Annotated in this window: 14 protein-coding genes; 4 read left to right on the top strand and 10 right to left on the bottom strand. The window is 74.1% G+C overall.

Annotated features, from left to right (window positions below):
• Positions 1-25: 25 nt before the first annotated feature.
• A complete protein-coding gene (locus ACQEVU_RS30605; protein WP_433329578.1) occupies positions 26-1,069 on the top strand; it encodes a glycosyltransferase in 1,044 nt (347 codons plus the stop codon).
• On the opposite strand, the gene ACQEVU_RS30600 is transcribed toward ACQEVU_RS30605, so the two are convergent.
• From ACQEVU_RS30600 to ACQEVU_RS30590, 3 genes are read right to left on the bottom strand one after another with little or no spacing between them, the layout of a single operon-like run.
• Positions 1,058-1,468, bottom strand: coding sequence for a VOC family protein (locus tag ACQEVU_RS30600; protein WP_433329576.1), 411 nt, complete (start codon positions 1,466-1,468; stop codon positions 1,058-1,060). The genes ACQEVU_RS30605 and ACQEVU_RS30600 overlap by 12 nt on opposite strands.
• Entirely contained in the window at positions 1,465-2,310 is an 846-nt protein-coding gene (locus tag ACQEVU_RS30595) for a helix-turn-helix domain-containing protein (RefSeq protein WP_433329574.1), read from the bottom strand. The genes ACQEVU_RS30600 and ACQEVU_RS30595 overlap by 4 nt, the downstream gene beginning before the upstream one ends.
• 9 nt (positions 2,311-2,319) lie before the next feature.
• Positions 2,320-2,742, bottom strand: coding sequence for an STAS domain-containing protein (locus ACQEVU_RS30590; RefSeq protein ID WP_433329572.1), 423 nt, complete (start codon positions 2,740-2,742; stop codon positions 2,320-2,322).
• A 479-nt stretch (positions 2,743-3,221) separates the two neighbouring features.
• Between ACQEVU_RS30590 and ACQEVU_RS30585 the strand changes: the two genes are divergently transcribed.
• Positions 3,222-5,438: a choice-of-anchor J domain-containing protein gene (locus ACQEVU_RS30585; RefSeq protein WP_433329570.1), complete on the top strand. Its 2,217-nt coding sequence runs from the start codon at positions 3,222-3,224 to the stop codon at positions 5,436-5,438.
• 634 nt (positions 5,439-6,072) lie between these two features.
• On the opposite strand, the gene ACQEVU_RS30580 is transcribed toward ACQEVU_RS30585, so the two are convergent.
• Complete coding sequence (locus ACQEVU_RS30580) at positions 6,073-6,474, bottom strand: hypothetical protein (protein ID WP_433329568.1); 402 nt, start codon at positions 6,472-6,474, stop codon at positions 6,073-6,075.
• A gap of 64 nt (positions 6,475-6,538) precedes the next feature.
• Positions 6,539-8,851 (bottom strand): transglycosylase domain-containing protein, encoded by a 2,313-nt coding sequence (locus ACQEVU_RS30575; RefSeq protein WP_433329566.1) that lies wholly within the window; start codon positions 8,849-8,851, stop codon positions 6,539-6,541.
• Between the two features lie 126 nt (positions 8,852-8,977).
• On the opposite strand from ACQEVU_RS30575, the gene ACQEVU_RS30570 reads away from it, so the two are divergent.
• A complete protein-coding gene (locus tag ACQEVU_RS30570; RefSeq protein ID WP_433329564.1) occupies positions 8,978-10,339 on the top strand; it encodes a ricin-type beta-trefoil lectin domain protein in 1,362 nt (453 codons plus the stop codon).
• Between the two features lie 176 nt (positions 10,340-10,515).
• Positions 10,516-12,345: a hypothetical protein gene (locus tag ACQEVU_RS30565; RefSeq protein ID WP_433329562.1), complete on the top strand. Its 1,830-nt coding sequence runs from the start codon at positions 10,516-10,518 to the stop codon at positions 12,343-12,345.
• 218 nt (positions 12,346-12,563) lie between these two features.
• On the opposite strand, the gene ACQEVU_RS30560 is transcribed toward ACQEVU_RS30565, so the two are convergent.
• The 5 genes from ACQEVU_RS30560 to ACQEVU_RS30540 all read right to left on the bottom strand — a co-directional run bounded on the left by ACQEVU_RS30560 (position 12,564) and on the right by ACQEVU_RS30540 (position 21,026).
• Complete coding sequence (locus tag ACQEVU_RS30560; protein WP_433329560.1) at positions 12,564-13,904, bottom strand: MFS transporter; 1,341 nt, start codon at positions 13,902-13,904, stop codon at positions 12,564-12,566.
• Positions 13,905-13,961: 57 nt separating this feature from the next.
• Positions 13,962-14,468, bottom strand: coding sequence for a hypothetical protein (locus ACQEVU_RS30555; RefSeq protein WP_433329558.1), 507 nt, complete (start codon positions 14,466-14,468; stop codon positions 13,962-13,964).
• A gap of 101 nt (positions 14,469-14,569) precedes the next feature.
• On the bottom strand, positions 14,570-17,803 hold the full coding sequence (locus tag ACQEVU_RS30550; protein WP_433329556.1) for an ATP-binding protein: 3,234 nt from the start codon (positions 17,801-17,803) through the stop codon (positions 14,570-14,572).
• Positions 17,804-17,984: 181 nt separating this feature from the next.
• Entirely contained in the window at positions 17,985-18,995 is a 1,011-nt protein-coding gene (locus ACQEVU_RS30545) for an FAD-dependent oxidoreductase (protein WP_433329554.1), read from the bottom strand.
• 57 nt (positions 18,996-19,052) lie between these two features.
• Positions 19,053-21,026, bottom strand: coding sequence for a PPC domain-containing protein (locus tag ACQEVU_RS30540; RefSeq protein ID WP_433329552.1), 1,974 nt, complete (start codon positions 21,024-21,026; stop codon positions 19,053-19,055).
• Positions 21,027-21,082: the final 56 nt, after the last annotated feature.

The raw sequence follows: 21,082 nt of genomic DNA, 5'->3' as shown, positions 1-21,082 counted from the left end.
CCGCGGGCCGGCCGATCGGGCTGGGGTGAACCTGGTAGCGGTGCTCATCGTCCGCGACGAGGCGGCCAACCTGCCCGCCTGCCTGGCCTCCCTCGGCGGCCTCGTCGACGGGGTGCACGTCCACGACACCGGCTCCGCGGACGACTCGGCCGGCATCGCCCGCTCGCTGGGCGCCACCGTCAGCTCGGGCCCGTGGCGCGACGACTTCGCCGCCGCGCGCAACGACGCGCTCCAGGCGGCCGGCCGGCCCGACTGGGTGCTGAGCGTCGACGCCGACGAGCGGGCTTGTGGTGTACCGCGGTGGCTGCACGAAACCGTGAGCTCGGCGGCGGCGGACGCGTTCCTCGTCGAGCTGGACAACCGGCACGACGAGCTGCCGTACACCCACCGCAGCCCCCGCCTGTTCCGCCCGGCCGCCCTGCACTGGGAGGGCCGTGTCCACGAGCGCCTCGCCCCGCCCGGCGCCTGGCCGGAGCTGCCGCGCGACGCGCTGCACTGGGAGGGCCGCGTCCACGAGCGCCTCGCCCCGCCCGGCGCCTGGCCGGAGCTGCCGCGCGACGCCCTGCACCTCGCCCACCACGGCTACGAGCGCGCCGACGCCCGCCGCCGCAAGGCCGAGCGCAACGCGGCCCTCGCCGAGGAGGCGCTGCGCCGCGGCGTCGCCGGGCGCGACGAGCTGGCCACCACGCTGCTCGACCTCGGCCGCAGCTACGTCGGCGCCGAGCGCCGCCAGGCCGCCGTCGACGCCTTCGAGCGCCTGCGCGAGGTCGCGCCGCCCGGCGCCCGCCAGTGGATCCTCGGCACCGACGCCCTCGCCCGGCTGCTGCTCGGGGCCGGCCACGACGAGGCCGTCGTCGTCCTCGCCCGGCAGCTGCGCGCCGAGGGTGTCGAGCCGCAGTACTGCGACTGGCTCGAGGCGCAGGCCCTGGCCCAGCTCGGCCGCGCCGGCGACGCCTGGCGCCTGCTGGAGGGCGTGCACGAGGTCGTCGACCCGGCCGGGCGCCGGTACGCCCCCGAGCACCTCGCCGCCCTCAAGGGCCTCCTCGCCGAGCTGGTCTCAGTCCGCTGAGCGCGGCTCACCGCGGTACGTGCCGAAGGACCACAGGTTGCCCTCCGGGTCGCGCACCGCGAACCCCCGTGAGCCGTAGTCGGTCTCGTTCATCTCCTGGATCACCTCGGCGCCGGCGGCCACGGCCCGCTTGTAGAGCGCGTCCGGATCGGCGCACACCACGTAGCCACCGAACGTGCCGGCCCGCAGCTGCCACGGGCCGTCGTCGCGGACGCTGCCGAGCATGATGCCGCCGCCCTCCGGCCACGAGAGCTGGGCGTGCTGGACGAGGTCGCCCTCGCCGTACACGGCCGTCTCCTCGAAGCCGAACGCGTCGACGAGGAACCGGATCAGGGCGCGGGCGTCGGTGGCCCGCAGCGTGGGCCAGACCTGCGGGGCAGGGGCTTCAACGGTCGTCATGCGACCGAGTCTGCCGCCTCGAGGTCCACCGGCGATTGCACGTTTCGGAACTCCTCCGCCCACCACCGCGCCGGCGGCACCCCGGCCAGCGCCGAGAACTCGCGGGTCAGGTGGGCCTGGTCGTAGTACCCGCAGGCGACGGCGAGCGCCGCGAGGGGGAACGCGCCGCCGGAGTCCTGCAGCCGCCGCCGGGCCAGGTCGAAGCGGGCCACCCGGGCCGCCACCTTCGGCGACAGGCCGATCTCGACGCCGAAGCGGCGGCTGAGGTACCGCCCGCTCCACCCGGTCTCGCCGGCCAGCTCGGCCGGGCTGACGGCCCCGCCGGTGGCGCACAGCCGCCGCCACGCGTACGCGACCTCCGGCGCCGGCGCGAGCGACGGGTCGAGGCGGCGGCCGAGCACCTCGTCCACGACCCGGAACCGGGCCGGCCAGTCCGGGGCCAGGCTCGCCCGCTCCCGCAGCTCGGCCGCCAGCGGCCCGAGCAGGCAGGCGGCGTCGAGGTCGGCCGCGGCCAGCTCCCCGGCCGGCAGGCCCAGCAGCGACCGGGCGCCGAGCGGCGACAGCGCCACCTGGATGCCGGCGCCGCGCCCGTCGTGGGTGATGATCGCCGGGGTGGTGTGCAGGCCGCCGATCAGCGTGTCGTAGGTCCCCGGCGGCGTGGCCGGGTCCGGGTGCGCCGCGACGCGCAGCGGCTCGTCGAGCGTCACGATCAGGGTGAGGTACGGCGAGGGCAGCCCCCGGTGCCGCCCGGGCGGGAGCCCGTCCTGGCGGTAGCCGGTGTACCAGGCCGCGAACGGCCGCACCACCGGCGCCGGCCGCCACCGCACGTACTCGGGGGCCACGCCCGAAGTCTAGGCGCTGCGCCGGTCCGACCGGTTCATCGGCCACGGCGTCGGCCCCGGCGCCGCCTCGAGCTCGGTGATCAGTGCGGTGTCGTCGCCGTCGAGGGCCGCCTGCACGGTGCGGTACGTCAGGATGGTGTTGAGGGTCCCGCCCTCACGCAGCGTGTGCACCACCTGAGCGTTCGGGCCGGCCAGCACCAGGCCGCCGCCCTGCTCGGCGGCGATGCCGGCGGTCACGCGCAGCATCATCACACCCGTGCAGTCCATCGTGGTCACCGCCGCCAGGTCGACGACGATGCGAATCTGCGGCCGCAGCAGCACCTGGGACAGCGCGGTCTCCAGCTGCATCGCGCTGGCCGCCACCAGCGCCCCGTGACAGGACAGCACCGTGGCGGCAGCGAGTCGTTCCACTGCGAGGGTCAGGGCTGTCATGCTGCGACGATACGGTCTGCGGTGACCCTCGGTGAACCGCTGTCCAGCCGGGAACCCCATCCGACCGGAGGGTGCCCGGACCACCGGACGTCGCCGTCCGTGATCGTTCGGACGGCGTCGGCACTGGCCCGGCCGGGTGTTTATCGCGCGACTTCGTGCCCGGGTGCAACCGGATGACCGGTTCGGGCGTCCGGCTCATTGACGACCGCGTTCCGGCCGTGACGTTGCGTAGTCCGCCCGGCCGGGGGACCCCGGACGGGTCGCCGCTTGGCCGAATTCGAGCCGAACATCGACGATAATCACGATTTGGCGATATCGGGCAACCCCCGGCATCCCCTTGCGTCCACCCTTGCAGTACGACGTGACGCTCGCCTATGTCGATGACGGCGATAGTGTGCCTTGTCAATATGATCCCGAACCGGCGTGCCGGGACAGGCGGTAATCCCGCCCGGTTCCGCGCGCCGTCGTAAGGAGGCTCCATGGTGAGAAAAGGCCTGGCCACGTCCGCGGCCGTCGCCTTGGCTCTGCCGGTGCTCGTCGCGTTGCCGGCCGTGCCGGCGCTCGCCGCGCCCGCCAAAGCCCCGGCGAAGGAGGCGTCCGGCGCGTCCGACGTGCGGGAGTTGCACCGCACGAACTGGAAGCTCGACGGCAAGACCCTCGACACGTCGAAAATGGCGAGCCAGAAGGTCCAGTCGCGCTCGACGCTCGCCGCGGCGGCCACCCCGTCGGTCGGCACGGTCCGCCAGTGGCTGGGTTCCGACGACTACAATGGCACCCTGTACCGCAAGGACTACGTCCTGCGCGGCGTTGGGCAGCACATTGAGGTCTGGGTCGCCGTCGACACCTCGTTCCCGGCGGGCGACTGCCGCAACCAGGTGCCGAACTCCACCACGGTGACCGACGCCCAGGTGGCGAACTTCATCACCCAGTTCGACACCAACATGTACCCCAAGGAGACCGCCGCCTTCGCCACCCCGCCGGACCGGGACGGCAGCCAAGCGCTGCTCGGACCGGACAAGAACGGCAACGGCGGCGTGTACACCGGCGACGGCAACAAGACGGTGACGCTGGTCGACAACGTCCGGGACGACAACTACTACACGTTCCCGGCCGCCCCGACCTACATCGCCGGCTTCTTCTCCTCGCAGTTCAACGCGCTGTTCGACCGCAACGTCATGACGATCGACGCGTACGACTGGGAGCACCGCACCGGTGCCGACCCCGTCGACGCGCCCACGTCGGACCTGTGCACCAGCCGCCCGGCCCGCCCGCGCCTCTACGAGGGCACGTTCGCGCACGAGTGGCAGCACCTGGTCGAGTCCTACTCGGACCCGAACGAGGTGACGTGGATGAACGAGGGCCTTTCGGACTTCGCGCAGACGCTCACCGGTTACGTCGACGGGACCAAGACGGTCTTCGACAAGGGCGGCGACAGCCACCTGTACTGCTTCCAGGGGTACGGCCCGGTGCAGACGCCGTACAACCCGAACCCGCGCGACTGCGGCGGGGCCCAGAACTCGCTCAACCTCTGGGGTGAGGGCGGCAACGGCAACGGGGTGCTCGCCGACTACGGCAACGCCTACGAGCTGATGCTGTACCTCTACGACCGCTTCGGTCAGGGCATCATCGAGCGGCTCCACCGCGACGGTAACCTGCAGGGCATCGCGAGCCTCGACGCCGCCGTGAAGGCGGCCGGCGCCAAGGACGCGTACACGGTCCTGCACGACTACCAGAGCATGGTGCTCCTCGACAAGCTCGTCGGGGACTCGAAGTACGGCATCGTCCTGGGTGCGGACAAGAAGAACGTCACGTCCAAGAGCCTGCGGTCCTCGGTGAACCTCGCCAACCCGCAGTCCTACAGCGTGCCCGGCGCCGCCCCCAACGGCGCGGACTACGTTCTGCTGCAGAAGAACGGCCAGCCCCTGGCCGGCAAGGACCTGCGCTCCCTGAAGTTCCAGGGCGCGACGACCCTGCCGACCCTGCCGCTGGCCTGGACGCTGGTCAACAACGACCCGGACCGCGCGGGTAACTCGGTGCTGTTCTCCGGCAACGCGAACAACACCGACGCGTCCGCGGTGATCCCGGTGACCGTGCCCACCACGAACGCGACGCTGACCTTCCTCGCGAAGTACGGCGCCGAGCTCACGTACGACTACGGCTATGTCCAGGTCTCCACGGACGGTGGCAGCACGTACACCTCGATCGCCGGTGACAAGACCGTCGACGGGCCGCTCGGCCCGGGCCTCAACGGCACGACGAACGGCTTCGAGCAGCACACGTTCGACCTGTCGGCGTACGCCGGCAAGTCGATCCTGCTCTCGTTCCGCTACGTCAGCGACGGCGGCGTCAACGAGGGCGGCCTGCTCGTCGACGACATCAAGCTCGGCGGCACGCTGCTGAGCGACGGGTCCAGCCTGGCCCCGTTCAAGTCGCCGACGCAGATCAAGCCGATCACGGTCAAGAACTGGAACGTCAAGCTCGTCGGCATCGACGAGGCGCACAACTTCGCCTGGCAGTTCGAGTTCAACGGCAAGACCAACCTGTCGCTGAACTGGATCGAGCTGGCCCTGCTGTCGCTGTTCCCGAAGGTCGTGGCGGTCGTCGCCTACGACGAGCCGACGGAGCAGGTCCAGCAGTACGCGCCGTACACCCTCACGGTGAACGGCGTCGTCCAGCCCGGCGGCGGCGGAGCCTGACGCTCCCGCACCACCACGGCAGCCCCACCACCCTCCCCGGGCGGTGGGGCTGTCTGTGTTTCCGGCTCGCTTCGCTCGCGCCGGGGGAGCTGTCTGTGTTTTCCGGCTCGCTTCGCTCGCGCCGGGGGAGCTACGCTCCACCCGGACCCCCTCAAAATCTGCGGCGGCGCGCCCGGCTGGTGAGCGTTCGCTGTGCGCAGGTCTGTGTTTCCGGCTCGCTTCGCTCGCGCCGGGGGAGCTACGCTCCGCCCGGACCCCCTCAAAATCTGCGGCGGCGCGCCCGGCTGGTGAGCGTTCGCTGTGCGCAGGTCTGTGTTTCCGGCTCGCTTCGCTCGCGCCGGGGGAGCTACGCTCCGCCCGGACCCCCTCAAAATCTGCGGCGGCGCGCCCGGCTGGTGAGCGTTCGCTGCGCGCATGAACCAGCTCGCGCGCGTCCGGAAGGGCGCGGCAGCGGCGCTGGGCGTGGCGGCTCGATATTCCGCGCCGATGCCCACCAGACCCCATCGCCCGCGCTACGACGTGACGCCCCGCCCTGATCGCCGGGGCGACCGAGCGCCGCGCCGCCGGTGACGTCGCCGAGCCCCGCGCAGCCGCACAGCCCCGCCAACGCAGTCACTGCCAACGCAGCCCCGGCCTACGTAGGCGTGGCCTGCGCGGAGGTGGGTGCGCGCCGCGGAGGGTTGGCAAGGTTCATCTGGGCCCGCCGGGCCGCCGGTGGCGGGGCGAGCTCGGCGACCGCGCCGGGTGTCAGGCAGCGGTGCAGCCGTTGTGGTGCTGCCCGCGCCGGCCGCTCGACGATGCCGCTGCGCCGGCGCGGAACCCGACGCGCAGTAGCGCGTGCCGTCGTCGCAGCACGGGCCTTCGTGGCGGCTCCAGGTGTGACGCCGGCGCGGCCCGTCGTGGTGGCGCGCCCGGTCGTGGTGGCGCGCCCGGTCGTGGTGGCGCGGCTGGTCGTGGTGGCCCGGGCCCTCGTAGCGGCCCGGGCCTTCTTGGTGGTGCCGGCGGTCTTGGCTGCGGTGCTCTTGGATTTCCTCATGGCGTGACGGTACCGCCGGGGTACGACAATTTTCGGCGTCACCCTCCACTGTGGACGAAGACCGTCACGGCCCGGCGGACTTCGCCAGGGTGGCGCGCGCTGCGTCGGCGGACTTCGGCGGTGTAGCGGGCGGCTTGGTGGTCGCGGGCGGCGGCGCCGGCGACCGGGTCGGTTCCGGCTTCCGGCTGGGGCAGTTGGGCGCCTGGCACGTCGGGTTCGCGGTGGTCGCCTTCGCCGACGGAGGAGCCGCGGCCGGCGAAGGCGGCGGCCCGCTGGCGCGGTCCGAGGCAAACGTCGGCTGCGCGAACCGATAGGCGTTCTTGTCCAGCTTCAGCGCCGCCGTGGCGTCGACCATGAACTGCCGCCAGATCGCGCCGGGATAGCTGGCGCCGTAGACGTCGTGCTTGCCGTCCTTGGTGGTGAGGGCCTTGCCGTCCGTGGTGCCGAGCCAGACGGCGGCGGCCAGCGGGCGGGTGTAGCCGACCATCCACGTGTGCGAGTTCTCCTCGAGGCTGTCGCCGCGCTGCCAGGTGCCGGTCTTGCCGGCCGAGTCCCAGCCGTTGGGCAGCTTGGCCGCCTCCACCTGGCGCAGCGTCCAGTTCAGCTCGTTGATTTTCTCCTGGTCCAGCCCGATGTCGCGCTGGGCGAGCTTTTCGGTGTACACCTCGTTGCCCCGCTTCGACACCGAGCGCACGAAGTGGGCGTCGGCGCGCTTGCCGGCCGCGGCGAAGGTGGCCATGCCGTTGGCGTGGTCCAGCACCGTGACCGGGTACTGGCCGATGCCGACCTCGTTGGAGAAGCGCGGGGCGACGTCGCGGCCGGCCGCGCCGCGCAGGTCGACGCGGACCGGGTCGGGGTGGCCCGGGTCGTTGGCCCACATCGCGTCGATGCCCGCGACCCTGGCCGTGTCGATGATGTTCGCCGCGCCCAGCTTCTCGGTCAGGTCGAAGAACGTGACGTTGAGGGACGCGACGGTGGCCTCCCACAGGGTGCAGTCCGGCTGGCACTTGGCGGTCTCCGCGTTGCGGACCGGGCCGGCGGGGCTGCCCTTGACGCGGCCGCTGGCGGGGAACTCCTTGCTGGGCGGGGAGTCCCAGTGCGACTTCATCGAGACGTTCTGGTGCAGGGCCTCGGCGAGGTCGTACACCTTGAACGACGACCCCGGCGGGTGGGCGCCGAAGCCGCGCGGCTGGCCGGACTCGTCGACGTACCAGCCGGCGTAGTCGGCGCCGGTGCCGCTGCTGCCGCCGTAGTACCCCAGCACCCGCCCGGTGCCCGGCTCCACGGCGACGAGCGCGGCCTGCCAGTCCTCCGGCTGCCCGCGCACGATCTGCGGCGCGCTCGTCCGCCGGATGTCGGCGGTCGCCTCGGCGACGTCCTGCACCCGCTTGTCGATCGTGGTGACGATGTGGAAGCCGCCGTTGCGCAGGTAGTCGTCGGGCTTGTCGCGGAACTGGTCGGTGCGGCGCAGCTCCGCCATCACCTGGCCCACCACCAGGCCGGTCGGGCGGTCCAGGCCGGTCTGCCGGGCGGCCGGGTCGGGCCGCTTGACGGTGTTGGGGTAGGCGAGCGCGTCGGCCTGGGCTCGGGTCAGGTATCCGAGCTCGACCATGTTGTCGCGGACGTACGACCACCGGCTCTTGGAGTTCTCAAGAGCCTTCGGGCCCCGGCTCGGGTCGTAGCCCGGGCTGCCCTGTGGGTCGCTGGGGTCGGCCTCGGGCTGCTTGATCATCGAGGCCAGGACCATCGCCTCGGCGGTCGTGACCTGCTGGTCCGGCGGTGCGTTGCGCTCGGCCGTCTTGCCGAAGAAGGTCTGCGCGGCCGCCTCGATGCCGTAGGCGCCCCGGCCGAAGGGGACGGTGTTGAGGTAGAACTCCAGGATCTGCTGCTTGGAGTAGCGGTCGTCGAGCTTCCACGCCATGACCGCCTCGCGCAGCTTCCGCGAGTACGTCACGCCCTTGAGGTCGGCGGCGAGCCGCGCGTACTGCTGGGTGATGGTCGACGCGCCCTGCGTCTGGCCGCCCGTGGCGTTGTTGCGCGCCGCGCGCAGGATGCCGCTGAAGTCCACGCCCGGATTGGTCCAGAACGTGCGGTCCTCGGCGGCGACGACGCTCTGGCGCACCGCGTCGTTCATCTCGGCGTACTTGAGGATGGTCCGGTTCTGCGTGCCCAGCTTGGCCATCGGCGTCGTGCCGTCGGAGTAGTACACGGTCGTCGACTCCGGCAGCGTCAGCTCCTCGGGCGTCGGCACGCTCTCGAAGTACAGGGCGCCGATCACCGCGCCCACGCCGGACAGCATCAGGGCGGCGACGAGCGCAACGACCAGCCATGGCCGCCGGTACCATCGGCGCGCCCGCGGGGGCTCGGTGTGTTCCACACCGTTGACGGTTCCCGGGGTCGATATCCCGAAAACACCGGCGGTGCGATGTTCGGGTCTGTTCGGACGTGAACAGGTGCGTTCGGTTCGTGGTGCCGGTACCGCGAGTTCGCTACCGATGTCTGCATGAAACGTCTCGCCGCCGTCCTCGTCGCGGCCGCCGCCGTCCTGCTGTACACCCAGCCCGCCTACGCCGCCGCGGTCACCATCACACCGGGCACGGTGTGGACCGACACCGCCGGCGGCGTGATCCAGGCCCACGGCGAGGGCGTCACGAAGGTCGGCGACACCTACTACTGGCTGGGCGAGGACAAGACCAGCGGATCCGCCTTCCAGAACGTGAAGTGCTACTCGTCCACCGACCTCAAGAGCTGGCGGTTCGTGGCGAACGTCCTGACCCGCCAGTCCAGCGGGGACCTGGGTCCCAACCGCATCGTCGAGCGGCCGCACGTGATCTACAACGCCGCCACGGCCACCTACGTGATGTACATGCACATCGACAACACGAGCTACTCCGAGCGCAAGGCCGGCGTCGCCACCAGCGGCAGCATCTGCGGCACCTACACGTACCGCGGCAGCTCCAAGCCGCTGGGCCACGACAGCCTGGACGACAACCTGTTCCTCGACGGCAGCACCGGCTACTTCCTCAGCGAGGACCGCACCAGCCAGAAGCTGCAGATCTACCGCCTGTCGGCGGACTTCCTGAGCGTCGCCGCGCTGGTCAGCACGCTCAACCAGTACGAGGCGCCGGCCATGGTCAAGATCGGCGGCACGTACTTCCTGTTCGGCTCGCACCTGACCGGCTGGTCCACCAACGACAACCAGTACACGACCGCCACCTCGATCACCGGCACGTGGAGCGCCTGGCGCAGCTTCGCCCCGTCCGGCACCAACACCTGCAACTCGCAGACCACCGCCATCCTGCCCGTGTCCGGCACCGCCGGCACCAGCTACGTCTTCCTCGGCGACCGCTGGAACTCCGGCAACCTGGCCGACTCCCGCTACGTCTGGCAGCCGCTGACCGTCAGCGGCACCACCGCGTCGATGACCTGCCGGTCCAGCTGGACGATCGACACCGCCACCGGCGCGACCGGCAGCGACGGCGGCGCGGTCGTGCGCGGCACGGGCTCCGGCCGCTGCCTCGACGTGCCCAACAACGCGACCGCGAACGGCACGCACACCGTCATCTGGGACTGCAACGGCGGGGCCAACCAGTCGTGGACGTACACCGCCGCCAAGCAGCTCATGGTGTACGGCAACAAGTGCCTCGACGTCGCGAACAGCTCCACGTCGGCCGGCGCCGCGGTCCAGATCTGGGACTGCACCGGCGCGGCCAACCAGCAGTGGAACGTCAACGGCAACGGCACGATCACCGGCGTCCAGTCCGGCCTGTGCCTGGACGTCACCGGCGGCGCCACGGCGAACGGCTCCGCCGTGGAGATCTGGACCTGCAACGGCGGCTCGAACCAGGCCTGGACCCGCTCGTAGCGGCCATCCGCCGCGAGCCGGCCGGTCGCGCCGGGCCGGCTCGCGGCGGCCGCGGTGTCCCTATAATCGCCGGCGATGCCGAACGATCAAAAGCGGCGGCGACGGTACGGCGTGATGCCCGCCCTCATCGCCGCCGTCAACGAGCGGCGGGCGCGGCGTCCCTACAATCGGCGGCGATGTCGAAGGATCAAAAGCGGCGGCGACGGTACGGCGTGACGCCCGCCCTCATCGCCGCCGTCAACGAGCGGCGGGCGGCCGGTGACGTCGCCGGTGCGTGCGCGGCGGCCGGGATCGAGGCCGGCGTCGACCTGGCCGCCGTCGCGCACGAGGCCGGCGCCGAGGTGGCCGCGCAGGTCGAGGACGACCTGCGCCACCTGGTGCCCGACCTGCTGCGCTGGCACGTCCTGCGGCTGCAGCACCACCCGGCGCGGTTCGACCGCCGGTACAGCTCCGCGGTGTACCTGAGCCGGCACGTGACGCCCCTCGCCGAGTACGGCGAGCGCGCCCTGTACCTGGCACCCGCCGCCGGTGCCGGCCCGTTCTCCGTGCGCACGGCCTCGGCGTCGGGGCCGTCGCGCTTCGTGCTGCGCTTCGGGGAGCCGCCGGCCCCCGCGCGGCCGATGAGCCTGGCCGGCCTGCGCGAGCTGTGGGACGCCCGGCACGCGGCGGGGCTGCTCGCGCGCTGCGGCGGCCACACCAGGCTGCCGTTCTTCGCCGCCGACGGCACCCGGCACGAGGGGACCGGCCCGGAGGCGGTCGCCGAGCGGGTCTGGCGCCTGTTCGACGCCGGCCGGCCGGAGGAGGCGTGGCACGAGGCCGGCGTCGACCTGGACCTCGACGGCTCGGTCCGGGACTGGTACGACACGATCGGCGACACCGGTCACCCGGCCGCCGCCGATGGTCACGGCCGGCACCACGCGGCCGGGCGCGCCGGGCAGCCGGCCGCCGCCGGGGGCCACGGCGGGCACGACGCGGCGGGGCGCGCCGGGCACCCGGCCGCCGCGGGCCACGGCCAGCACTACGCGGCCGGGCGCGCCGGGCACCCGGCTGCCACCGATGGCCACGGCCAGCACCGGACGGCCGGGCACGCCGGGCAGCCGGCCGGCACCGAGAGCCAGGGGTGGCCCGATCCGGTCGGGGGCGCCGGCTACCCGGCCGCCGCGCAGATTCCGGCGGCGGCGTGGCGGGCGGCCGTCCGGGCCGGCGTCGACGCGGTCTGGGCCCGCGGCGCCCCGAACCAGGTCCTCTGGCTGGACCGCCTCGACCCGTCCGGCGCCGGCCGGCCGCGCCTGCGCGTGCTCGACGCGGCCCACCTGCGCGAGGCGCGGGCCGTCGAACTGCCGCTCACCGAGCAGTGGTGGCCCGAGGACTTCCGCGACCTCATGTCGGGCTGGATCACCCCGTCCGACCTGCACCCCCTCGTCGCCGCGGCGCTGTTCCCGGCCCTGCCCGCGGCCGGCGTGAGCGGGCCGCCGCCGATGCCGCCACCGCCGTCGCCGCTCGTGCGCTGCGCCGGGGCCTGGCACCGGCTCCGCTTCGACGGCGGCGCGCTGACCGGGCCGCACTCCGACGCCGAGATCGACCGCGAGTCGGCGATGCTGGCCATGGGCGGCCCCGAGCCGACGGGCTGCGCCGGCGCCGTCCTCGGCTGGCGCGCCCGGGGCGTGCGCCTCCCGCGGGCGCTGCGCGACGCCCGCCGGGAGCTCATGGCCCGGGTCGCGGCCGGCGAGGCCGACACCCTGGAGGCGATGCTGGACGCCGGCTTCGACCCGCGCTGCCGCGACGGCGACGGCCGCACCCTGCTGCACCTGCTGTCCTGCCTGGCCCCCGACGGCGCCGCCCTGCGCCTGCTGCCCCGCCTGCTCGCGGCCGGCCTGGACCCGCGCACCCCCGACGCGCACGGCCAGACCGCCATCGACATCGCCGAGCGCAACGCCGCCGCCCCTGCCCTGATCGCCGCCCTGCACGCCTACCGCGCGCCGCTCACGCCGGGCGCAACGCCCTGACCCCTGCCCTGATCGCCGCCCTGCACGCCTACCCCGAGCCGCTCACGCCGGGCGCTTCGTGACCCGATGCGCGCCGTGGCGGCGTGAGCCGGCGATGCCGGTGTCCCGGCGCCACTGCGGTCGTTCGTGGATGACGCTGCGTGAAGTGGTGTCTCATGGCGTCACGGTACCGCCGGGGTACGACAATTTTCGGCGGCACCATCCACTGTGGACGGAACCTACAACACGCGCGGGGGAGTGTTGCCCGCGGCGACGATGGCACGCCGCACCGGGACCAGCAGGAGCATGATCAGGCCGGCCACGAAGAAGACCAGCGTGGAGATGATGGCCAGCCGGTTGGTGTGGGTGAGCTGGAACGCCAGGCCGAACAGCAGCGGGCCGAGCCAGCTCGTGCCGTCGGAGGAGATCTCGTACAGGCCGTAGTACTCGGCCTCCATGCCGTGCGGAATCATCTGCGCGAACAGCGACCGGCTCAGCGCCTGGCTGCCGCCCAGCACGATGCCGATCAGGGCGCCCAGCAGCACGAACGCGACCGGCTGGTGCGCCGGCAGCGGGTAGGCCAGGCCGACCGCCACGATCCACACCACGAGACTGCCGGCGATCGTGCGCCACGCGCCGAAGCGGCCGGCCACGCGGCCGAGCAGCCAGGCGCCGCCGAACGCGACGAACTGCACGAGCAGGATCGTCATGATCTGGACCGACTGGCTGAGCTTCAGCTCCTGGTCGGCGTAGATGGTGGCGACCGTGATGACCGTCTGGATGCCGTCGTTGTACACCAGGTACGCGGCCAGGAAGAACAGGGTCAGCGGGTAGGCGCGGGCGCTGCGCAGGGTGTGCCCGAGCTGGCGGAAGCCGTCGCCGAAGACCGAGCCCCCGGCGCGCTCGCCGGCCACGGCGGGGCGGTCGGGCAGGCCCATGATGGCGACCGTGGTGAAGACCGCCCACCACACGCCGGCCGACACGATCGACCAGCGGGCGACGGTCGCCGCGTGGTCGTCGCCGAGCGCGACCAGCGCCGCGAGGTTGGCGGTGAGCAGGATGCCGCCGCCGATGTACCCGATCGCCCAGCTGAAGCTCGACACCCGGTCGCGGTCGTCGGGGCCGGCCAGCTGCGGCAGGTAGGAGTTGAAGACGACCTTGGCCGCGCCGTAGGCGATGTTGGCGGCGAGCAGCAGCCCGGCGCCGAGCAGGTAGCGCGAGCCGGTCAGGAAGACCATCGCGATGACGCTGCCCGCGCCGATGTACGCGAACAGGGCCAGCAGGCGTTTCTTGTGCGAGCTGCGGTCGGCGAGGGCCCCGACCAGCGGCAGGACGGGCACGGTCAGGAGCACGGAGGCCGAGATGGTGTACGTGAACAGCGACCCCGTCGCCACCGGCACCCCGAGCACGTGGACCAGGCCGTCCGGCCCGGCGGCGCGTTCGGCGACGGTCGTGAGGTAGGGGCCGAGGAAGACGGTGATGACCGTCGCCCGGAACGCGGAGATGGCCCAGTCGTAGGAGTACCAGGCGACCCGCTCACCGCGGGTCGAGGCGGGGGCGTTCTCGATGACGGCGGTCATGGCTGCGCATGATGCCACGGTCGCCGCCGCCCGGACACCCCCCGAGCGCGGGGCCGGTCAGGGCAGGTCGGCGGTCGTGCCCGTCGCCTCGTCGCTGACGTGGACGCGGCGGCCGTCGGGCGGGCGGTGCCGGGGGGTGGCCAGGACGGCGCTCAGGCGGGCGACGCCGTCGCGCCAGCGGTCGGCGGCCGGGACGGCGTTGAAGAGGTCGCCGTCGAGCTCGGAGCGGACGGTGACGTCGAGGTCGTGCCAGACGTGCTCGTCGCCGACCAGCTCGGGGGCGCGCCGCGGGCCGGCGTCGATCGCGGTGGCGGGGGCGAGTTCGGTGTACCACATCCCGGCCTTGATCAGCTCGGCGACGGACCGTGCGGGGCCGGTGGCGGGCGCGCTCACGCGGGCGCCGCGGACCGAGGCCGACAGGGCGCCGCCGCGGTGCAGCACGAGGTCGACGCGCGGGGCGTCCTCGGCCAGGCGCAGCAGGTCGGCGGCGGTCCAGGCGGCGACGATCAGGGGCCGGTCCGCGGCGGGGAAGGCGCCGAAGTACATGCCGGGGTGCGCTTTCACGGCGTCGACGATCGATCGTGTCCGTGTGCGCAGGCGCGGTAACCCGTTGTCAGCCACGGCGACGATTGTGACAGTCGTGCCCGTCGATGTGCAGCCCGCCGTCAGGATTTAACAAACTGCCCCGCGAACCACTCGGCGGCCAGCGGGATGTCCCACGCCGCGAACAGCGCCCCGGCGTCGCGGGCGTGCCGCTCGGCCGCGCCGGGGTCGCCGGCGGCCGCCGCGGCCAGCGCCAGGTACGCGTCCACGGGGCCGATCGGGGCGCCCGACCCGGCCGCGGCGACCCGGCCCGCCATCGGGGCCAGGCGGCGGTACACCTCGGCGGCATACTGCGGGCGGCGCAGGTCGTGCGCGGCGTACGCGGCCACGGACAGGTCGAACGGGGCCGCCCACGAGCCGGCGTCCGGCGGCCCGGGTTCGCGGTCGAGCACCGCGGCGGCCTCGTCCCGGCGTCCGGCCCGCAGCAGGAGCAGCAGGTAGGCGCCGGACGCGAGGTGGGGCGCGGCGTCGTACACCGGCCGCAGCCCGTCGACGACCTCGCCGGCCCGGCCCTGCCAGGCGCGGACGATGGCGGGGAGGAAGACGAGGTACTGCCGGGCGGGCAGCATGGTGCGGGCGCTGATGTCGGCGAGCTCCGCGAGCAGCCGGTCGACGTCGTCGAAGCGGCCCTGCATGGCGCGCCACATCAACTCGACGCTGTCGACGACGAGCAGCGGGAACGGCAGCCGCAGCCGCTCGGCCGCGGCCCGCGCGGTGGCGGCGTCGCGCCACATCGCCTCGACGCGGCCGGTCTGCTGGGCGGCGACGGTGCGGTACGTCAGCAGCCGCACCCGCGCCTCCTGGCGCGCCGGCGACTCGCCGGGCTCCGGGCCGGCGAACCCGGGCCGATCGAGGGCCTCGCCGAGCAGGTGCCAGCGCTGGTCGGCGCCGCCGGCGCGCCAGGACGCCTGGAAGGCGGCGCCGGCCGCCCACGCGAACAGGTCGGGGTCGCCGAGGCGGCGGGCCATGGCGAGGCCCTCCTCGGCCAGGGCGTCGCTCTCGGCGTCGGCGCCGGCCCAGTGCAGCTCCCCGGCGAGGGTGAGCAGCGCCCGGCACCGCAGGTCGCCGTCGTCGGCCGGCAGGCCGCCGCGCAGGACCCGGCGCAGGGCGGCGATCGCCGGCTCGTGCACGATGCCGTGGTCGCGGACCGTCCACATGGACCCGTCGGGGGTCCGGACCGCGGCCCGGGCCAGGCGCACGACGTCGCCCAGCTCGTCGGCGGCGGCGCAGGCCAGGTCGATCGCCTCGAGCTGCCCGTCGCGGTCGCCGACCCACTGGCACGCGTCGGCGTGGGTCATGAGCAGCTCGTAACGCTCGGCGGCGGTGGCGGCGCGGTCGCGGGCCTGCGCGGCGCGGGCGGCGGCGAGCAGCGCGACGGCCTCCTCATGGCCGTGCAGCGCGCGGGCCCGCTCGGCGGCCCGGGCGGCGGCCCGCCAGGCGGCCCCGGCGTGCTGCGGCCCGGCGGCCAGCCAGTGCCGGGCGGCCTCCGACGGGTGCGCGTCGGGCTGGGCGGCGGCGACCGCGGCGTGCCGGCGGGCGCGGCGGGTCGCGGGCTGCGACTCGTACACCATGTCCCGCACCAGCGCATGCGCGAACCGGAACCGCCCCGGCTCGGCGTCCTCGGCCACGATCCCGTGGGCCAGGGCCGGGTCGAGATCGTCGAGCACGCCGTCGGGGTCGGCGCCGGCCGCGGCGGCGAGCGTGTCGAGGTCGAACTCGCGGCCGATGACGGCGGCCCAGCGCAGCAGCTCCCGGGTCGGCTCGGGCAGTCGGCCGATGCGCCGCGCGATGACGTCGGTGACCGCGCCGGGCAGCTCCTGGGGGCCGGCGGCCCGCAGGAGCTCGACGACGAAGAACGGGTTGCCGCCCGTGCGCTCGCGCAGCGCCGCGATGCGGTCCCCCGGCGGCGGGGTGCCGTTGGTCGCGGACGCCAGCTCCGCGACGGCGTCGTCGGACAGGCCGGGCAGGTCGAGGCGCAGCGCGTGGCGGCGGCTCAGGCCCACGCTGGCCTCGGCGAGCAGGCCCGTCGGCTCGGGGCGGTCGCGGCGGGTGGCGACGACGGCGATGCGGGCGTCGCCGAGGTGGTCGGTGAGGTGGCGCAGGAGGCGCAGCGACGACGGGTCGGCCCAGTGCAGGTCGTCGAGCACGATGAGCAGCGGCGTGTGGGCGGCGGCCGCGGTCAGCACGCGCGCGGCGGACTCGAAGATCTCGAAGCGCTCGGCCTCGACCGACGCGCCGTTGCCGGCGGCGGCCGGCAACAGGCCCGGGGTGCCGGTGGCAAGCAGGCCGGCGTCGGGGTCGGCGACGTCGCGCAGCACGCAGGTCCACGGCCAGAACGGCGGGGCGCCCTCGTCCTGCGAGCAGCGGCCGGACACCACGGCGAAGCCCGAGGCGGCGGCGACGCGGGCGGCCTCGGCGGCCAGGCGGGACTTGCCGATGCCGGGCTCGCCGGTGAGCAGCGCGAAGCGGGTCCGCCCGGCCCGGGCCTCCTCGAGCAGCGCGGTGAGCGCGGCCACCTCGGCGTCCCGGCCGGCCAGCGGCAGGTCCCGCGGATCGAGCACCGCGGGCGCCGGGGCCGGGGCCGCCGCCGGCGCGGTGGGCGCCGCGGTCGCCGCCGCCAGGAAACCGGGGACGGACCGGACCGGCGAACCGAGATCCTGGTGCAGGACCGCCCGCTCGGTGGCGCGCAGTGCGGGGCCGGGGTCGACGCCGAGCTCGTCGGCCAGCACCCGGCGGATCTCGGCGATCACGTCCAGGGCCTCGGCCTGGCGGCCGGCCCGGGCCAGGGCGAGGGCCCGCAGCGCCCACAGCCGTTCCCGCAGCGGGTGCTGGCGGGTCTCGGCGCCGAGGTCGGCGGCGACCGTGGCGTGCCGGCCGAGCGCCAGGCGTACCAGGGCGAGATCCTCGGTGGCGACGAGCCGCAGCTCCGCGAGGCGGGCCCGCTCGGCCACGGCCGGGGCGGACTCCTCCAGCTCGATGAACGGCGTGCCCCGCCACAGCGCGAGGGCGCCGGACAGGCTCTCGGCGAGCGCGAGGAGCTCGGCATGGGTCCGGGCCGGCGGCACGGACGGCAGGTCGGACGGGTCGGCGAGGCTGCGGTGGGCGTCGTCGACGGCGGCGGCGAAGCGGGCGGCGTCGAGGTCGTCGTCGGCGAGGCGCAGCGCGTAGCCGGGGCGACGGTGACCAGGACGGACGGGCGGCCCCGGGCGGCGCGGCCGGGCTCGACGACGCGGCGCAGGCCGGCGATGTACCCGTGCAGCGAGTTCAGCGGCGCCGGCGGCGGGCGTTCGCCCCACAGCAGGTCGACGAGGGCGTCGACGGCGATCGCGCGGGGGCGGTACAAGGCCAGGGCGGCGAGCACCGCCCGCTGTTTGTGCGCGCCGGCGTCGACGGGTTCCCCGTCGGCGACGACCTCGATGGGACCCAGCACCGCGACTCGCATCCGGGCACCATATGGTGCCGCGGAACAAGTTGCTGTCAGGAAACAGAAACCGCGGCGATCGAGCGCACGGCGTCGCGCCCGGCCCGGTTGGCGCCGACGGTGCTCGCCGACGGGCCGTAGCCGACGAGGTGCAGGCGGGGCTCGCGCACGACCCGGGTGCCGGCCATGCGGATGCCGCCGCCGGGCTCGCGCAGGTGCAGCGGCGCGAGGTGGGCCAGGTCGGCGCGGAAGCCGGTGGCCCAGAGGACGGCGTCGAAGGGCTCGAAATGGTTGCCCCACATCGCGCCGCCGGGCACGAGGCGGTCGAACACCGGGTGACGCCGCAGCGCGCCGCGGTCCCGGGCGGCGCGGGCGAGGGCGGTGTACCCGAGCCCGGTGACGCTCACCACGCTGAGCGGCGAAAGGCCGGCCTCGACCCGCTCGGCGACCTTGGCGACGACGGCCCGGCCGTAGTCCTCGCTGAACTCGCCGTCGTGGAAGACCGGCTCGCGGCGGGTCACCCAGTAGGCGTCCGGGAGCTCGGCCAGGACGTGGATCGCCGAGTGGCCGCCGCCGACGACGAGCACGCGCTGCCCGGCGAACTCCTCCGGGCCCCGGTATTCGGCGTAGTGCAGCTGCCGGCCGGCGAAGTCCGCGGCGCCGGGGTAGTAGGGGACGTACGGCGAGCGCCAGGTGCCGGTGGCGTTGATGACCGCGCCCGCCGTCCATTCGCCGACCCGCAGGCCGCCCTCGGCGCGGGTGACGGAGCGGACGTCGTACGGCCGGAGGATCGGCAGGTCGAAGGCGCGCTCGTAGGCGCGGAAGTAGCCGGCGACGACGCTCGCCGCGGAGCCGGACGGCGGCGGGGTGAACGGCATCCCCGGCAGGTCGAAGATGCGGTGCAGCGACCCGGCGCCGAGCGAGGGGGAGCGGTGCTGCCAGGCGCCGCCGGGCGCCGCGGCGGCGTCGAGCACGACGAATGACAGGCCGCGCCGCCGCAGCCAGTAGGCCGCGGAGAGCCCCGCCTGGCCCGCCCCGATCACGACCACCTGGTTACGCTCGGCCACGTCCACGGCGGGTACAACCCCGCCGTGGACGCGTGACCTACCAGGTGGTGACGGACCTTACTTCGCCTTGCCCTTCACCAGGGCCCAGGCCGTCGTGTTGAGGGTGTCCTCGACGCCGGCGAAGCCCTCGTCGGGGGTGTAGACGTCCTCGCCGAAGTCGTAGTCGACGTCGTCGGCGGTGCCGCCGATGTTGTCCGGGCCCACGCCGAACAGGCCGGGGAACGCGCCGCCGGCGTCCATGAGGTTGGGCGTGCCGTTGAGCGGGTCGGTGTGGAAGTTGCCGTACAGGTGCCCGGCCTCGTGGCTGATGACGTTGCCCAGCGCCCGGCCGATGAACTTGATCTTGTTGCTGGCCGGGGTGATGTAGGTGTTGAGCGAGGCGTCGCCCGTCGGGTCGGAGAGCACGTCGAGGAGCACGATCGCGCTGTCCTCGGTCGCGTAGTTGCCGGGGTCGATGTACTGCGAGATGCCGATCGTGTCGATGCCCGACTCGGCGATCGTCCCGCCCACGACGATCCGGTGCACGTTGGGCTTGCCGAAAGCGTCCGGGTTGTCGCGGCTGTTGAGGATCGTCAGCCCGACCCGCGGGTCGGTGCCGCGGGCCTTCGCGTCGGCCAGGATGTTCTCCCGTACCGTCGCGACGACCTGGTCGATCACCTTGTCCTCGTCGGCCGCGGTGAGGCCCCACTTGCCGAGGAAGCCCTGCAGCGGGCTCAGCGTGCGCACCCCGGGGCCGCCGAAGATCGCGGTGTTGATCCGGGCCCCGTCGAAGTCGAGGAACAGCGTCTGCGTGGTGCCCTGCTCCAGCGCCTCCGGGCCGGGCCGGTACGCCTCGACGGTGACGTCGTACTGGCCGCTGCCGCTGCCGCCGACCTCGAGGGTGTACCGCCCGTCGCGGGGCGTCACGTAGGACACGACGGCGTTGCCGCCGCCGGGCAGCGGGGCGCTGGGCGCGTAGATGAAGCTCGCGTCCTGCTCGGAGCCGAACACGACGCGCCCGGCCGGGTCGCGCACGGTCAGGCGCGTGCCGAGGCCGGTCACCGAGGCGCCGAGCACGTCGCCGGCGAGCAGGTCGACGGCGTAGAAGTCGAGGTCGGGGAACACCAGCTGGGCCGCGAGGCCGTAGGCGCCCTCCCGGCCCGAGCCGAGGCCGCTGCCGGAGTCGAACGGGTCCTCGGGCAGGACGGTGCCCAGCCCGTAGCCGGCGACCATCAGGTAGTAGTCGCCGGTGGCCGGGATGGTGAAGTCGAGCAGGCTCAGCAGGCCCGGGCCGCTGTCGTCGTCGGTGGCCACGATCGTGCCGGTGGCGTCGTACAGCACCAGGACCGTGTCCAGGTCGCCGGACGTGCCGGCGGTGAGCTGCTGGCCGGCCGAGGCGTGCACGACGGAGAAGTCGAAGTCGCCGCTGCCGTCGCCGGCGCTGCCGTGCGGGCCGTCGCCGATGGTGCCGGTGGTGGTGTAGGCGTTGCGCGCGGTGCCCAGCCCGAACTCGTGCGCGAGCGGGATCGCGCCGTCGTCCTCGGCGGACGGCGACTGCGCCGAGGACGACGGCGTTTCCGGCGAGAACTGGCCCAGCACGCGGGCGCGGTTGTTGAGCTTCTTGCCGGTGCCGAAGCCCTTGATGAGCTCGGCCGTGGCGTGCGAGTCGTTGCTGCCGTGGGTGCCCTTCGGCTCCGCCTCGTCGTGCACCAGCGGCGAGGCCGCCGCGGCGAGCGAGTTTCGCAGCGGCGCCTTGCTCTGCGCCCGGGCCTGGCCGGCCGCCTTGGCCTGCTCCGACCAGTAGTACTTGTCCACCTTGGACGGATCGCGCAGCAGCGCGGTGTACGGGTTCGCCGCGCCGGTCGCCGCCAGCTTGCCCGTGGCGGTCTGCTTCGGCACGACCTGGATGCCGGCGGCGAACTGCCGCCGGATCCCCGCCGCGAGGTCACCGTGCGGCGACACGGGTGCCGCGGCCGCGGGTGCCTGGACGAACACCACCGCGGAACCGGCGATCAGGCCGGCCGCGGCGATGGTCGCGAGCCTTTTCCTCACTTGGCCTCCCCATTGAGTCAGGCGCTTTCGTGCACGCTATGACCGGCAAGGTCCAC

Source organism: Dactylosporangium sp. CA-139066, from assembly GCF_050936175.1.
Lineage (GTDB): Bacteria > Actinomycetota > Actinomycetes > Mycobacteriales > Micromonosporaceae > Dactylosporangium.
This window is presented reverse-complemented; position numbering and strand designations above follow the sequence as displayed.